The sequence below is a fragment of the Rhodoferax sp. genome (assembly GCF_028714215.1).
In the GTDB taxonomy this organism is placed as follows: Bacteria; Pseudomonadota; Gammaproteobacteria; order Burkholderiales; family Burkholderiaceae_C; genus Rhodoferax.
Map to the genome: position 1 here is coordinate 1 of NZ_JAQTMS010000017.1, position 12,985 is coordinate 12,985.

The 12,985-nt window shown below is 63.0% G+C and carries 16 protein-coding genes and 1 pseudogene; 11 read left to right on the plus strand and 6 right to left on the minus strand.

Translation table 11 applies throughout. The annotated features are described in order from the left end of the window. Window positions 1-120 precede the first annotated feature (120 nt). Together PHS32_RS09750 and PHS32_RS09755 are read left to right on the plus strand one after the other, a co-directional pair. Window positions 121-1,254 (plus strand): ATP-binding protein, encoded by a 1,134-nt coding sequence (locus PHS32_RS09750; RefSeq protein ID WP_301078750.1) that lies wholly within the window; start codon window positions 121-123, stop codon window positions 1,252-1,254. 44 nt (window positions 1,255-1,298) lie between these two features. Beyond that, window positions 1,299-1,532 (plus strand): annotated as a pseudogene (locus PHS32_RS09755) (hypothetical protein); the annotation flags it as partial. Here PHS32_RS09755 and PHS32_RS09760 read toward each other — a convergent pair. After that, entirely contained in the window at window positions 1,533-2,423 is an 891-nt protein-coding gene (locus PHS32_RS09760) for a LysR family transcriptional regulator (protein WP_301078824.1), read from the minus strand. A gap of 123 nt (window positions 2,424-2,546) precedes the next feature. On the opposite strand from PHS32_RS09760, the gene PHS32_RS09765 reads away from it, so the two are divergent. From PHS32_RS09765 to PHS32_RS09775, 3 genes are read left to right on the plus strand one after another with little or no spacing between them, the layout of a single operon-like run. After that, window positions 2,547-3,410, plus strand: a complete 864-nt coding sequence (locus PHS32_RS09765) for an MBL fold metallo-hydrolase (protein ID WP_301078751.1) — start codon at window positions 2,547-2,549, stop codon at window positions 3,408-3,410. Between the two features lie 26 nt (window positions 3,411-3,436). Further along, window positions 3,437-4,072, plus strand: coding sequence for a DsbA family protein (locus PHS32_RS09770; RefSeq protein WP_301078752.1), 636 nt, complete (start codon window positions 3,437-3,439; stop codon window positions 4,070-4,072). A gap of 44 nt (window positions 4,073-4,116) precedes the next feature. Further along, complete coding sequence (locus PHS32_RS09775; protein WP_301078753.1) at window positions 4,117-4,371, plus strand: hypothetical protein; 255 nt, start codon at window positions 4,117-4,119, stop codon at window positions 4,369-4,371. A gap of 84 nt (window positions 4,372-4,455) precedes the next feature. Here the strand turns inward: PHS32_RS09775 and PHS32_RS09780 are convergent, their stop codons facing one another. After that, the gene (locus PHS32_RS09780) at window positions 4,456-5,403 is read right to left on the minus strand and encodes a LysR family transcriptional regulator (RefSeq protein WP_301078754.1); all 948 of its coding nucleotides are present in this window, start codon (window positions 5,401-5,403) and stop codon (window positions 4,456-4,458) included. 175 nt (window positions 5,404-5,578) lie between these two features. Here PHS32_RS09780 and PHS32_RS09785 point away from each other — a divergent pair, with 175 nt between their 5' ends. Beyond that, window positions 5,579-6,217 carry an NAD(P)-binding domain-containing protein gene (locus tag PHS32_RS09785; protein ID WP_301078755.1) on the plus strand — a complete coding sequence of 213 codons (639 nt, stop codon included), beginning with the start codon at window positions 5,579-5,581 and terminating at the stop codon, window positions 6,215-6,217. A 43-nt stretch (window positions 6,218-6,260) separates the two neighbouring features. On the opposite strand, the gene PHS32_RS09790 is transcribed toward PHS32_RS09785, so the two are convergent. From PHS32_RS09790 to PHS32_RS09800, 3 genes are read right to left on the minus strand one after another with little or no spacing between them, the layout of a single operon-like run. Beyond that, on the minus strand, window positions 6,261-6,716 hold the full coding sequence (locus PHS32_RS09790; protein WP_301078757.1) for a DUF1569 domain-containing protein: 456 nt from the start codon (window positions 6,714-6,716) through the stop codon (window positions 6,261-6,263). Between the two features lie 38 nt (window positions 6,717-6,754). Beyond that, window positions 6,755-6,922 (minus strand): hypothetical protein, encoded by a 168-nt coding sequence (locus tag PHS32_RS09795; RefSeq protein ID WP_301078758.1) that lies wholly within the window; start codon window positions 6,920-6,922, stop codon window positions 6,755-6,757. A 37-nt stretch (window positions 6,923-6,959) separates the two neighbouring features. Continuing rightward, entirely contained in the window at window positions 6,960-7,247 is a 288-nt protein-coding gene (locus tag PHS32_RS09800; protein ID WP_301078759.1) for a DUF6172 family protein, read from the minus strand. Window positions 7,248-7,307: 60 nt separating this feature from the next. Between PHS32_RS09800 and PHS32_RS09805 the strand changes: the two genes are divergently transcribed. Next, window positions 7,308-8,546 (plus strand): DEAD/DEAH box helicase, encoded by a 1,239-nt coding sequence (locus PHS32_RS09805; RefSeq protein ID WP_301078760.1) that lies wholly within the window; start codon window positions 7,308-7,310, stop codon window positions 8,544-8,546. A gap of 109 nt (window positions 8,547-8,655) precedes the next feature. Continuing rightward, a complete protein-coding gene (locus PHS32_RS09810) occupies window positions 8,656-9,039 on the plus strand; it encodes a hypothetical protein (RefSeq protein WP_301078761.1) in 384 nt (127 codons plus the stop codon). Window positions 9,040-9,092: 53 nt separating this feature from the next. On the opposite strand, the gene dbpA is transcribed toward PHS32_RS09810, so the two are convergent. Further along, window positions 9,093-10,526: an ATP-dependent RNA helicase DbpA gene (dbpA, locus tag PHS32_RS09815; protein WP_301078762.1), complete on the minus strand. Its 1,434-nt coding sequence runs from the start codon at window positions 10,524-10,526 to the stop codon at window positions 9,093-9,095. Window positions 10,527-10,568: 42 nt separating this feature from the next. Between dbpA and PHS32_RS09820 the strand changes: the two genes are divergently transcribed. The 3 genes from PHS32_RS09820 (at window position 10,569) to PHS32_RS09830 (ending at window position 12,962) form a co-directional block, all read left to right on the plus strand. Beyond that, window positions 10,569-10,787 carry a SlyX family protein gene (locus PHS32_RS09820; RefSeq protein WP_301078763.1) on the plus strand — a complete coding sequence of 73 codons (219 nt, stop codon included), beginning with the start codon at window positions 10,569-10,571 and terminating at the stop codon, window positions 10,785-10,787. Between the two features lie 104 nt (window positions 10,788-10,891). Continuing rightward, window positions 10,892-12,043, plus strand: coding sequence for a M14-type cytosolic carboxypeptidase (locus PHS32_RS09825; protein ID WP_301078764.1), 1,152 nt, complete (start codon window positions 10,892-10,894; stop codon window positions 12,041-12,043). A gap of 4 nt (window positions 12,044-12,047) precedes the next feature. Beyond that, the gene (locus PHS32_RS09830; RefSeq protein WP_301078766.1) at window positions 12,048-12,962 is read left to right on the plus strand and encodes a pseudouridine synthase; all 915 of its coding nucleotides are present in this window, start codon (window positions 12,048-12,050) and stop codon (window positions 12,960-12,962) included. Window positions 12,963-12,985: the final 23 nt, after the last annotated feature.

A 12,985-nucleotide genomic window follows, 5' to 3' on the forward strand; every position in this document is an offset into this window, starting at 1 on the left:
AATGCTGCGAGCCGACAGACCACTGGTAAGCCGTGTGCGGGAAATCCGCATGCACGGTTTGAAAGGGGGCGTTGGCTCTCTAACCGGCCTTCGGGCCTTTTTGCGAGCCAACGTCTACCAATGAAACGCTATTTGGATGACCGCATTCGCCAAGATCTTCTGAAGAAAATGGTGGTGCTGACCGGCCCGCGCCAAGTCGGCAAGACAACCTTGAGCCAACAGTTGCTTGGTGAAGTTCCGGGTGGGCAGTACCTGAACTTTGATGTGGCGGCACACCGGGCCGTGATTCAAGCGCAAAGCTGGCGCCAGAGTGCACCGCTGCTGGTGTTTGACGAAATCCACAAGATGCGGGACTGGAAGAGCTGGCTCAAAGGGGTTTATGACGGCCGGGCACCGGGCCAGTCGATGCTGGTGACGGGGAGTGCACGCATGGACACTTTCCGGCAGGCGGGCGAGTCACTGGCCGGGCGCTTTTTCAGCTTGCGCCTGCACCCATTCTCGGTTCGCGAGTGGTGCGAGGCAACCCGGGCATCACCCCACGTCGCACTTACGCATCTGCTCTCAAGGGGCGGCTTTCCGGAACCGGCGCTGGCCGACAGCGATGCCGACGCCCAGCGCTGGCGCAGCGACTACTTTTCCGGTCTGGTGCGTGAGGACGTGCTGGAGTTTTCGCGCCTGCAAGAGGTCAACGCCATGCGGCTGTTTGCCGAGATGTTGCGTTCACGGGTGGGCTCGCCGCTGTCCATTGCGTCTTTGGCGCGCGACCTGAACCTGTCGCCGGTGACACTCGCCAAATACCTGGATATTCTTCAAGCTCTGTTCATCGTGTTTGTGGTCCGCCCCTGGCATCGCAACATTGCCCGTGCCACGCTACAGTCGCCCAAGGTCTACTTTTATGACACCGCTCTGGTGTTGGGCGATGACGGCGTCCGGTTCGAAAATCTGGTGGCCTGCCATCTGCTGAAGAACGTGCAGTGGCAGCAAGACACACGCGGCGCTGCGGTTGACCTGCACTACATCCGTACCAAGGACGACGCCGAGGTGGACTTCTGCCTGAGCGCGGGTGATACCCTGACCCATCTGGTGGAGTGCAAGCTGTCTGCTGCCAAACCGCACCGCACCCTGACCCGGTTCGCCACCGAATGGCCGCAGGCGCAAGCCCTGCAACTGCTGCGCGAATGCAAGGCCGAGGCTGACATCGGTCGCCTGCAAATTCGGGACGCAGCGTCTTGGCTTGCGGCTTTGGAGGTATGAGAAGTATCCTTGCAAATTCAACATGCCCTATTGAATTTGCAGGACTGTTACTGGCCCGCTCCGCCGACGAAGAAAAGCAGAGCCAGCTCCAGTGCCTGGCCGACTTCCACGCGCTGCACGCGAACGAGTCGCCGGCCATGCTGAAACGCCTGCAGCAGGCCGTCATGGAAAACAAAAACGTGTTCGAGGTCCTGATGGACGCCGTGCGCGTCTGCTCGCTGGGCCAGATCACCAACGCCCTGTTCCAGGTCGGCGGGCAGTACCGGCGCAGCATGTAATCACCACGGGACAGCGGCGAAGCGCTGCACCAGAAAATCCAGCAGCGCCCGCACCGCGGGCGACAAATGTTTGCGCGAGGGATACAGCGCGTAGATCGCCATGTCGGGCACCTTCCAATCCGGCAACACCCGTTGCAGACTGCCGTCACGCAGGTGCGGATTGGCCAGGTAGGTGGGTTGCAGCGCGATGCCGCCACCCGCCAGCGCGGCGCGCAGCAAGGCGGTGGCCTCGTTGGCGCTGAAGTGGCTGGCCACGCTGACCTGGGCCTGCTCATCACCCCGGCTGAGCTGCCACACACTTTTGCCAAAGTTGGCGTAGCTCAGGCATCGATGTGAAGCCAACTCTGCAGGGGTTTGCGGCGTGCCGTGTGCGCCCAAGTAAGTGGGTGACGCCACCAACACCGACGTGCAGGGCGCCAGCACGCGGCCAATGAGCGCGGGGTCCGGCTCGGCACTGATGCGTATCGCCAGGTCGACGCGTGCCTCGACCAGATTCAGAGCACCCTCGCTGGCGTTGAGGTCAACCTTAAGCTGCGGGTGCAGCTTCAGAAAGTCCACCACGGCGGCAGCCATCTGCGCATAGGCAAACGACACGCTGCAAGTGATGCGCAGTTGCCCGCGCATGGCGCCGTCGCGGTTGCTGGTTTCTTCTTCCACGTTCTCCATCAGCGCCAACATTTGCTGGCTGCGGCGCAGGCAGCTCTCGCCCGCATCGGTCAGCGTCACGCTGCGGGTGGTGCGCTGCAACAGGCGTGCGCCCAGCCACTGCTCCAGCTCGCCCACGTAGCGTGTCACCATGGCGCGCGACATGTCCAGCTTGTCGGCCGTGGCGCTGAAACTGCCTCTGTGGGCCACCTCCACAAACACCTGCATGGCGGTCAATCGGTCCATCATTTGCTCGATTTGTGAAACAGTAATGCGCGAATTATCCGGTTTATCTGCGCGGATATTGAAACTACAGTTCATCCCAGCGCTGCAGAGCGTGTTTTTCAAACCACCCACAGGAGCTACTCCATGATCCGCACCACCGTCATTGCCGCCTCACTCGCCATTGCCTTTTCCGCCCAAGCCGCCCAGCCTTTGAGCGTCAAGGTCTACAACGCCGGCGCCGCCAGCTTCAACGTCAACTCCACGCTGGTCTACGGCGAAAAAGAGGCCATCGTGATCGACGCCGGCTTCACCCGTGCCGACGCGCTGCGCATTGCCGCCAACGTGCTCGACAGCGGCAAGCAGCTCACCACCATCTACGTCAGCCAGGCCGACCCGGACTACTACTTTGGCGTGGAAACCTTGAAGGAATTTTTTCCGCAGGCCGATGTGGTGAGCACCCCCGCCGTGCTGGAAAAACTGAGCGCCAAGCTGGCGGGCAAGCTCGCGTTCTGGGGCCCCAAGATGGGTGCCAACGCACCGCGCAAACCGGTGGTGCCGCGCGCTCTCGTTGGCAACACCCTGACGCTGGAAGGCCAGACGATTGAGATTCGCGGCACGCAAGGCGCGCTGGCGCATCGTCCCTACGCCTGGATTCCATCCATCAAGGCGGTGGTCGGCAACATCGGCGTGTTTGGCAACATGCACGTGTGGACCGCTGACACGCAAACCGCTGCGCTGCGCGCGGCCTGGGTGGCGCAACTCGATGAGATGGCAGCGCTGAAGCCCGAGCTGGTGATTCCCGGCCACATGCAGGCCGGCACTGCGCTCGATGCCAGTGCCATCACCTTCACCAAGGACTATTTGCAGACCTTTGAAAAGAACCTGGCTGCCAACACCACCAGCGCAGCGCTGATCGGTGCCATGAAGCAGTCCTACCCGCAACTGACCGAAGGCGCGATGTCGCTGGACATTGGCGCCAAGGTCAACACCGGCGAGATGAAGTGGTAAGGCTGAATAGGGAAGAAGGCGGCACCATGCGCAGCACCGTTACCTATCTGTTCGATCCCCTGTGCGGCTGGTGCTATGGCGCGTCACCCGTGATCCAGCAACTGGGGCAACAAGCCAGCATCCAACTGGAGCTGGCCCCCACGGGCCTGTTCGCCGACGCCGGGCGCAGCATGGACGCGGCCTTCGCGGACTATGCCTGGTCGAACGACCTGCGCATAGCCAAGCTCACCGGCCAGCGCTTCACCGAGGCCTACCGCGACAACGTGCTGGGTCGCCACGGCAGCCGCTTTGACTCGTCCGCCGCGACGCTGGCCTTGACAGCAGTGTCCTTGTCCGAGCCGCTGCGTGAGTTGGAAACGCTTAAGGTTTTGCAGGAGGCGCGTTACGTGCAGGGTCTGGACACCTGCGCCGTGTCGGTGGTGGAGACGCTGCTGCGCGATCGGGGCCTGGCCGCTGCCGCGGATCGGCTGGCGTCAGCCGATGACGAACTGCTGGCCGCCAACGCGGCGCGCATCCGGAAGGCGCAGGGCATGATGCAGAGCTTTGGCGCGCAAGGTGTGCCAGCCCTGGCGGTCAGTGATGACAGGGGCCGTCGCCTGCTGAGTGGCAATGTGTTGATGGGTAGTCTGGACAGTCTGCTCGGTCACATTGCGGCCGTCTGAACGTCACAACAGAAATGGTCAGACACCACGAGAAGGAGTTTGCGATGACTGTTCTTCACCAAGTTCTGGCCCACCTGCGCGCGGGTCGCTGGAACGAGGCCCACAACCTGGTGCAGAGCGATGCTTCGCAGTTGGGCGCCTGGTTGCATGGCATCCTGCACATTCAGGAAGGTGATCTGGAAGATGCCGAGTATTGGTACGGCAAGGCCGACCGGCATTTCCGCAGCCGCGGCAGCCTGACGGAAGAGTTGGAACGTTTTGAGGCGGCGTTGCCGCGTGGCGAAGGCTCAGTGCGGTGAACAACAGGCGCCGGCGCTGACGATCCGCCTCCGCGTGAACGCTCTTCAGACTTACCTCAATGAAGCAAGACTTGGGTTTACGCGTCAAGCCGCTTTGCCTCTTGCCAATGACTTGACAGAAAGCACGTGGGCCAGCTTCTGTTCACCGAACGCACTGATCGCAAAATCAATAAAGGCGCGCGTTTTGGCCGGCAGCAGTTTCTGGCTGGTGAAGTAGAGCGAAAGCGGCCCCAGATCGACATGCCAGTCGGGCAGCAGCCGCTCCAGCGCGCCACTGGCCAAGTGGGGTGCGGCATGCGGCACCGCCACCAAACCGACGCCCAGACCCAGCACGGTTGCGCGGCACAGCGCATCCGGTTCATTGAACACAATCACGGGCTTTTGTTCTGCCTCCATCTCGGTGCCCGCACTGTTGCGCATGATTCGCGTGCGGGCGCGGCCGCTCAGTGGCGACCGCATGACCACGCCGGCCAAATCTGCCAGTCCGGACGGATCTTTGGGGCGGCGTTTGCCGCGCAGGAACGCCGGCGCTGCCACCGCAATCAGATGTATCCGTCCCAGTTCGCGCGCCACCATGCCGGGTTGCAGTTCGAAGCCACCGCCGATCGCCGCGTCGAAACCTTCGGCAATCAGGTCCAGTGGCCGGTTGTCAAAGGTCCAGTCAGGGATGACCGCCGGATAACGCGCCAGAAAGGCGGGCATCAGCGGCAACAGGAATTCCATGCCAAAGCTGGGTGCAGCACTCAGTTTGAGCACTCCGGCCGGCTGTCCCGCGTTGACCTTGATGTCGGCAATTGCATCCTGGACGCTGTTGAGTCCGCCACGCACGGATTGCAAAAAACGCTCGCCTGCTTCATTCAGGGTCAGGCCGCGGGTGCTGCGCTGGAACAGCCGCACGCCCAGATTGCGCTCCAGTTGCGCGACGTTGCGGCTGACCGCCGCAGGAGTCAGTGCCAGCCGGCGCGCTGCCGAAGAGAAGCTGCCGCTTTCCGCGCTTCGAACGAAAGACTCCAGGTTGGCGAAAGTTTCCATCACGCGCTTTCAACTGTTGGTTGAAACAGATTCTATCTGGCTGCAACTACCGCTACAGGATGGAAGCACCTAAAGTTCACCCCATCAGCCGTCGAGACGGGCATGGACAGCACCGGCTTTTCGGGGCGCTGGCGGTTCGCAAATTTGAAGCCCTATTTATCAACTGGAGTTAATCATGAGTATCGGAATTATTGGTTCTGGCGGCCTTGGCGCCAACGTGGCACGCGCACTGGCCAAGAAGGGCATTGCAGCGACCATTTCAAACAGTCGTGGGCCGGCCTCTCTGGCTGCGCTGATTGCGGAAGTCGGCCCGTCGATCAAGGCAGGCACGGTGGCAGAAGCCGCGAGCGCGGACATCGTGCTGGTGGCGGTGCGCTGGGAGTCGCTTCCCGAGGTGCTCTCAGGCATGCCCGCCTGGAATGGACGCATCGTCATTGACGGCACCAATCCAGTCGAGTTTCTTGACCCCAATGCGCCCAAAGACCCGAGCAATCCGCTGGCCGACTGGGGCATCAAGGCGATTGATCTTGGTGGCAAACATTCCAGCGCGGTGTTCCGCGAGATGGTGCCTGGCGCGCGGGTCGTCAAAGCCCTCAACCATCTGGGCGTGGACGCGCTGACGCAGACCGAAGTTTCTGGCGGCACGCGTGTCCAGTTCTATTCCGGCGACGACGCGGCGGCAAAAGCCGAAGTTCGCAAGCTGCTGGAAGCGGCGGGTTACTTTGCCGTGGACCTGGGGACGCTCGATGTGGGTGGCCCGCTGGCACAACTTCCGTTCGGCCCGCTGGCGGCGATCAACTTCATCAAGATCTGACTCAGCTTTGTCCGCAGGGCTGCTGGTGATGCAGAGGGTCGCGTCACAGCACCGTGATGTCGTCCTGGTGGTTGGCTATGTGCAGCGTGTGCGCCAGCGCAAAATCGGCGTGGCTCAGCGTGCCGTAGGCGAAATGCGGCTTGAGTGCGCCGGTGTGGCGCTGAAAACGTTGCACGGCGGCGCGTAGCCGCGTCTCCCCTGATTGCCACTGGGCCACTTGCGGCAAGGCGGGCGCACCGGGAATGGGTTCAATCAGGCTGTGGCTCATGCGCCCGCGCAGCCGGAATAGCGTGAACGCCGCAGCCCCCAGTGTCGACTGAAACAACGCGCTCCTGGGTTGCGGAAAGCCGTCCATGCTCATGTCGATGCTCTGCGCCATGTGCTCCAGCACGGCAGACATGGGCCAGGCGTTGCTGCTTTGCACCTGGGTGGCGTGCTCCAGGCGGTCCAGCCAGCGCAAGACATCGTCCAGCGACTGGACCTTGGGGCTATCCGCCATGGCGACTCATGTGGACAAGGCCAGCGGGGTGATGCGAATCAGCCGCCTTTTTTACAGCGCTTGCCGGGGTTTTTCTTGTTGTTGGTGGCGGTACCGCGCTCCAGGCTGCGCAGTTGTCCGCGGGGGGCGGTAAAGCACACGCCCTTGGGCGGCACGGGGCGGGGGGTAGCCTTGCGCTCGGCTTCGGTACGGAACTCTTTAGACATGCAATAACTCCATTGATTAAAAAACGAAACCCCGCGATTATCCCCGGACTGCGCGCTGGCCGCCTTTGGCCACCAGTTCCAGGTAGAACGAGGCCGCCCCTTCCTTGGCGGCGGCGTCGATCAAGGCGGTCAGGGTGGCGAAATGAACCACGCTGGCGGCCTCCGCGCTGTGGCCGAACTTGCAGTCAAAATCCCAGTAGTCGACGCCCTCGGGCAGCGGTTTGCGGCGCTCCCGTTTGACGTATTTGCGGATTTCGTGCTTGACGGCTTCCAGCACACGGTCAGGGTGCTTGCCTTCGATGTTTAATAGGAATGTTTTCTTCATTCGTGCGATTATGCGGTGGCTGCTCGCGGCCCCGACTTTTACCTAACAAAGCGTTTGCCTATGCCATTTTCCTCACTGGGCCTGTCGCCTGCGCTGTTGCGCGGCTTGGGCGACAAAGCTTATCCGGCGCCGACACCGATTCAGTTGGCGGCCATCCCCGCCGCTCTGCAAGGCCGCGATGTGCTGGGTTCGGCGCAGACCGGCTCCGGCAAGACCGTGGCTTTTGCGCTGCCCCTGTTGCAGCAACTGGAATCTGCCGCGATGGAGCGGCCACGGCGCCTGCGCGCGCTGGTGCTGGTGCCGACGCGCGAACTCTCAACCCAGGTAGGCGAAGAGATTCGCAGCCTGGGAGCGCATCTGGCCAATGTCCCGAAGGTTTCGATTGTGTTCGGCGGTGTTTCCATCAACCCGCAACTGCTGCGTTTGCGCGGTGGCACCGATGTGGTGGTCGCTACGCCGGGGCGCCTGCTGGACCTGGTGGCGCATAACGCGCTGGACCTGTCCTCCGTGGCGACCCTGGTGCTGGACGAGGCCGATCGTCTGCTGGACCTGGGTTTTACCGAGGAGTTGACGCGCATCCTGGCACTGCTGCCGGCGCGGCGCCAGAACCTGTTTTTCTCCGCCACTTTTGCGCCGGCGGTGCAGGCGCTGGCGCACCAGTTGTTGCACGACCCCGTTCGCATCACGGTGCAGCCAGAGCCTTTGACGCAGCCCGACATCCAGCAGCGCGCCATTGCCGTCGATGCGGGCCGGCGCACCCAGCTGCTGCGCCATTTGATACAACAAAACCATTGGAGCCGGGTACTGGTGTTTGTCGCCACCAAACACGCCGCCGAGATCGTTGCCGACAAATTGCGCAAGGCCCGCATCTATGCCGAGCCTTTCCACGGCGAGTTGAGTCAGGGCAAGCGCACCCAGGTGCTGGCCGACTTCAAGGCCTCGCGCCTGAAAGTGGTGGTGGCCACCGACATGGCGGCGCGCGGCCTGGACATCGCGCTATTGCCGGTGGTGGTCAACTACGACCTGCCGCGCTCGGCGCTGGACTACACGCACCGCATCGGCCGCACCGGCCGCGCCGGGGAGCCCGGCATTGCCCTGAGCTTTGTCAGCGCCGACAGCGAAGCCCATTTCCGCCTGATAGAAAAACGCCAGCATCTGAAGCTGGCACTGGAGCAGGTTGAGGGCTTCGAGCCGCTGCAAACCCTGGGCACGGCGGCACCGACCGCTGGAGGCATCAAGGGCAAACGCCCCAGCAAGAAAGACCGGTTGCGGGCGGCCGCGGCGGCGGCGGGCTCCTGAGCCGCCGCCAACCGGGCCCTATTTGACACAGGACAAGTCGGGGCCAGTCAGCAAGCGACGGATAGCCCTGCCGCCGATATACTCCGGGTAACTACTTACAGGAGTTTTCATGAGGTTTTTATCCATCGCGCTGGCCCTGCTGTTGGGCACCCTGGGCTTTGTTTCGTTCAGCGCAACTGCCGCCGAAGCCAATCTGAAGACCGTCGCGGCGCTCTACAAGGACAAGACGGCCCTGGCCGGCAAGACCATCAGTGCCCAGGGCAAGGTGGTGAAGGTCAACAACGGCATCATGGGGCGCAACTTCGTGCACGTGCAGGACGGCAGCGGCGACGCCAAAGCCGGCACCAACAACCTGGTTGTCACCAGCAAGCAAACGGCGGCGGTCGGTGACCAGGTCACCATTTCGGGCCTGGTCGTGATCAACCGGGATTTTGGCAGCGGCTATTCCTACCCCCTGCTGATCGAAGAGGCCACGGTCACCGTCAAGAAATAAGGGCTGGCCCTTGAACAGTTGGGGACAGAGTTGAAGGTCTGTCCCGCAAAGTATTAGAGAAGCCTTACCTTCACGCTCTTGCCCTTGACCTTGCCGGCGTTGAGTTTCTGCATCGCCTCCAGCGCAATATCGCGCTGCACCGCCACAAAGGTGGTGAACTCGGTCACATTGATTCTCCCGATCTGCTCGCGGCTGTAGCCGGCATCGGCGGTCAAGGCGCCCAGCACGTCGCCGGGGCGGATTTTCTCCTTGCGGCCCCCCAGAATCTGCAGCGTCACCATCGGCGGCAGCAGCGGCCCCTTGCCCGTGGGGGTCAGTTCTTCGAGCTTGTGCCAGACCGACTCATGGCTCTGGTACAACTCGATCTTGCCGACCGAACCCATCTCGTTCATGCTGGCCAGGCTCAGGGCCAGGCCCGATTCGCCGGCGCGCCCGGTGCGGCCGATGCGGTGGATGTGCACTTCGGGGTCCGGTGTGATGTCGACATTGATGACGGCTTCCAGTTGCGTGATGTCCAGGCCGCGCGAGGCGACGTCGGTGGCCACCAGCACCGAGCAACTGCGGTTGGCAAACTGCGCCAGCACCTGGTCGCGCTCGCGCTGCTCCAGCTCGCCATAGAGGGCCAGTGCGCTGAAACCCTGCGCTTGCAGGTAAGAAACCAACTCCTTGCAGCGCAGTTTGGTGTTGCAAAACGCCAGTGTGCTGGCCGGGCGGAAGTGATTCAGCAGCAGTGCCACCGCTTCGAGCCGGTTGGCGCGCGTGACCTCGTAGAAACGCTGTTCGATCAGGCTTTTGGCGTGCTGCGCCTCGACCTTGATGGTCAGCGGCTGGCGCATGAACTGCTGCGCCAGCTTCTCGATGCCCTCCGGATAGGTGGCCGAAAACAACAGCGTCTGGCGCGTCGGCGGACATTGCCTGGCAACGGTCGCGATGTCGTCGAAGAAGCCCATGTCCAGCATGCGGTCGGCCTCGTCCAGCACCAGGGTGTTGAGCGCTTCCAGCGTCAGGTAGCCGCGCGCCAGATGGTCCATGACGCGCCCCGGCGTGCCGACCACGATGTGCGCGCCATGCTCCAGCGAGGCGCGCTGGCCGCGCAGCGCGACGCCGCCGCACAAGGTGACCAGCTTGATGTTTTCCTCGGCCCGCGCCAGACGGCGGATCTCGACGCTGACCTGGTCCGCCAACTCGCGCGTCGGGCACAAGACCAGGGCCTGCACGGCAAAGCGGCGCGGGTTCAGCTTGTCCAGCAAGGCCAGCGCAAAGGCGGCGGTCTTGCCGCTGCCCGTTTTGGCCTGCGCAATCAGGTCTTTGCCGGCCAAGGCAGCGGGCAGGCTGGCGGCCTGGATTGGCGTCATTTCCAGGTAGCCCAGTTGCACCAGGTTGGCCAGGGTGGCGGGGTTCAGGGGCAGGGTGGAGAAGCTGTTGCCGGCAGATGGCTGGGTGGCGGAGGGCGCGCTGCTGGCGGCTTTTTTTTCGGTGGTGCTCATGGGTCGATTATCCGTACAACCCGTTGTTGGGCAAAATGCGGCATGGACCACGCACACGACACCCAGCAGCGCCTGACCGATCTGGAGATCAAGGCCAGCTTCAGCGAAGATTTACTCGACCAGTTGAACCAGGTCATCATCCGCCAGCAGCAGCAAATCGACCTGCTGATACGCGAAATCGCCGACCTGAAACAGTCCAGCACCGACGGCGGCCTAGCCGCGCCGCGCAACCTGCGCGATGAGCTGCCGCCGCATTATTGACACTCTGAGCCTGCCGCATGAGGACGCTATGGCGATCCTTTCTACAATCGAACGATCAGAGCCCGACAGACGGCAGTCGCCGCACCCCCAGACAGGCAGATCGCATGACCCAACTCCATATCTCCACCGCATTTGATTCCGGCGCCATCGAGGTGCTGAGCCTGGCCGACGCCGGCGACATCCAGCTCAACATCCGGCGCGACAACGCCAGCGAGTTTGCCCAGTGGTTTCACTTCTCGCTGCAGGGCGCGATGGGCCTGGCCGTGACGCTGCGCTTTCTCAACGCCGGCGCCTGCGCTTACCCGAAAGGCTGGCAGGGCTACCGGGTGGTGGCCAGTTACGACCGCCAGCACTGGTTTCGCATTGCCACCGAGTTTGACGGCACCCAAATGAGCGCCCACCTCACGCCCCAGACGCAATGTGTTTACTTTGCCTATTTCGAACCCTATTCGCACGAGCGCCATCTGGACCTGATAGCCTCGACGGCCGCGTCCGACTGCGTGACGGTGCAGCACCTGGGCCAGACGGTCGATGGGCGCGACCTGACGCTGCTGCGCATCAGCGATGAGGGCAGCGCCACGGCGCCGGCGCAGAAGAAGAAAATCTGGTTGATCGCCCGCCAACATCCCGGCGAAGCGATGGCCGAGTGGTTTGTCGAAGGCTTTCTGGAACGCTTGCTGGACGGCGACGACCCGGTGGCGCGCGTGCTGCTGGCCCAATGCGTTTTTTACGTGGTGCCCAATATGAACCCGGATGGCGCCCTGCGCGGCAACCTGCGAACCAACGCCGCCGGTGCCAACCTGAACCGCGAGTGGCAAAACCCCAGCCTCGAGAAATCGCCCGAAGTCTTCTGGGTGCGCCAGAAGATGCAAGAGACCGGCGTCGATCTGAGCCTGGACGCTCATGGCGACGAGGGCCTGCCGTACAACTTCTGTGTCGGCACCGAGGGCACCCCCGGCTACACGCCGCGCCGCGAGGCGCTCGAGTCCAGCTTCAAGACCGCCTGGCGGCAAACCTGCCCCGATTTTCAAACCACGCAAGGTTATGCCCGCGCCAATCCGGGCGAGGCCAACATGACGTTGGCCACCAACTGGGTCGGGCAGAATTTCGATTGCCTGGCTTTCACCATCGAAATGCCGTTCAAGGACAACGCCGATTTGCCCGATGCGGTGGCGGGCTGGAGTTCTGAGCGCTCGCGCAAGCTGGGAGCCAGCGTGCTGTTGCCGATTCTGGCGGTGTTGGAACAATTGAGGTAGCGCCATGACAGACGCCAGCAACAAGCCCACGTTTCGCCGCGCCGCGCCGCCAAAGCCACGCGCCCCCATCCCGGCCGGGCAGAGCAACACCGCCGCCATCGGCACCAACGGTACCCTGCGCCTGAACAAGCGCATGGCCGAGCTGGGGCTGGCGTCGCGCCGCGAGGCCGACGAGTGGATCGCCAAGGGTTGGGTCAAGGTCAATGGCGAAGTTGCCACCATGGGCATGCAGGTGAAGCCCGATGTGCGCATCGAGATCGCCAGGCAGGCGCAAGGCCAGCAGGCCAACCAGGTGACGATTCTGCTGAACAAGCCGATGGGCATTGTGAGCGGCCAGGCCGAGGACGGTCACCTGCCGGCCATCACCTTGATCCAGCCGCAAAACCGCTGGGCCGAGGACAACGCGCGCTTCTTCTTTCACCCCCGGCAACTGCAAAGCCTGGTGCCGGCCGGGCGGCTCGACATCGATTCGATTGGCCTCTTGGTGCTGACGCAGGACGGCCGGGTGGCGCGCCAGTTGATCGGCGAAGACTCGGTGATGGAAAAGGAATACCTGGTGCGGGTCAGCTACACCGGCTTTGCCGAGCCCGATGGTCAGCCGGACCGGCTGTTGCAGATCAACGATGGCGATCCGGTGAGCAGCAATGTGCAGGCGATTTTTCCGGCCGCCGGCCTGGAAAAATTGCGCCATGGTTTGAGCCTGGACGGCCAGGCCCTGAAACCGGCCAAGGTAACGTGGCAAAACCCGGAGCAGTTGCGCGTCGTGTTGACGGAAGGAAAGAAGCGCCAGATCCGCCGCATGTGCGAACTGGTGGGCCTGAAAGTGGTGGGCCTGAAACGCGTGCGCATCGGCAACGTGATGCTGGGTAACCTGCCGCTGGGCCAGTGGCGCTATCTGGCGCCGCATGAACACTTCTGATACCCCGGCCGACCGCAACTCTG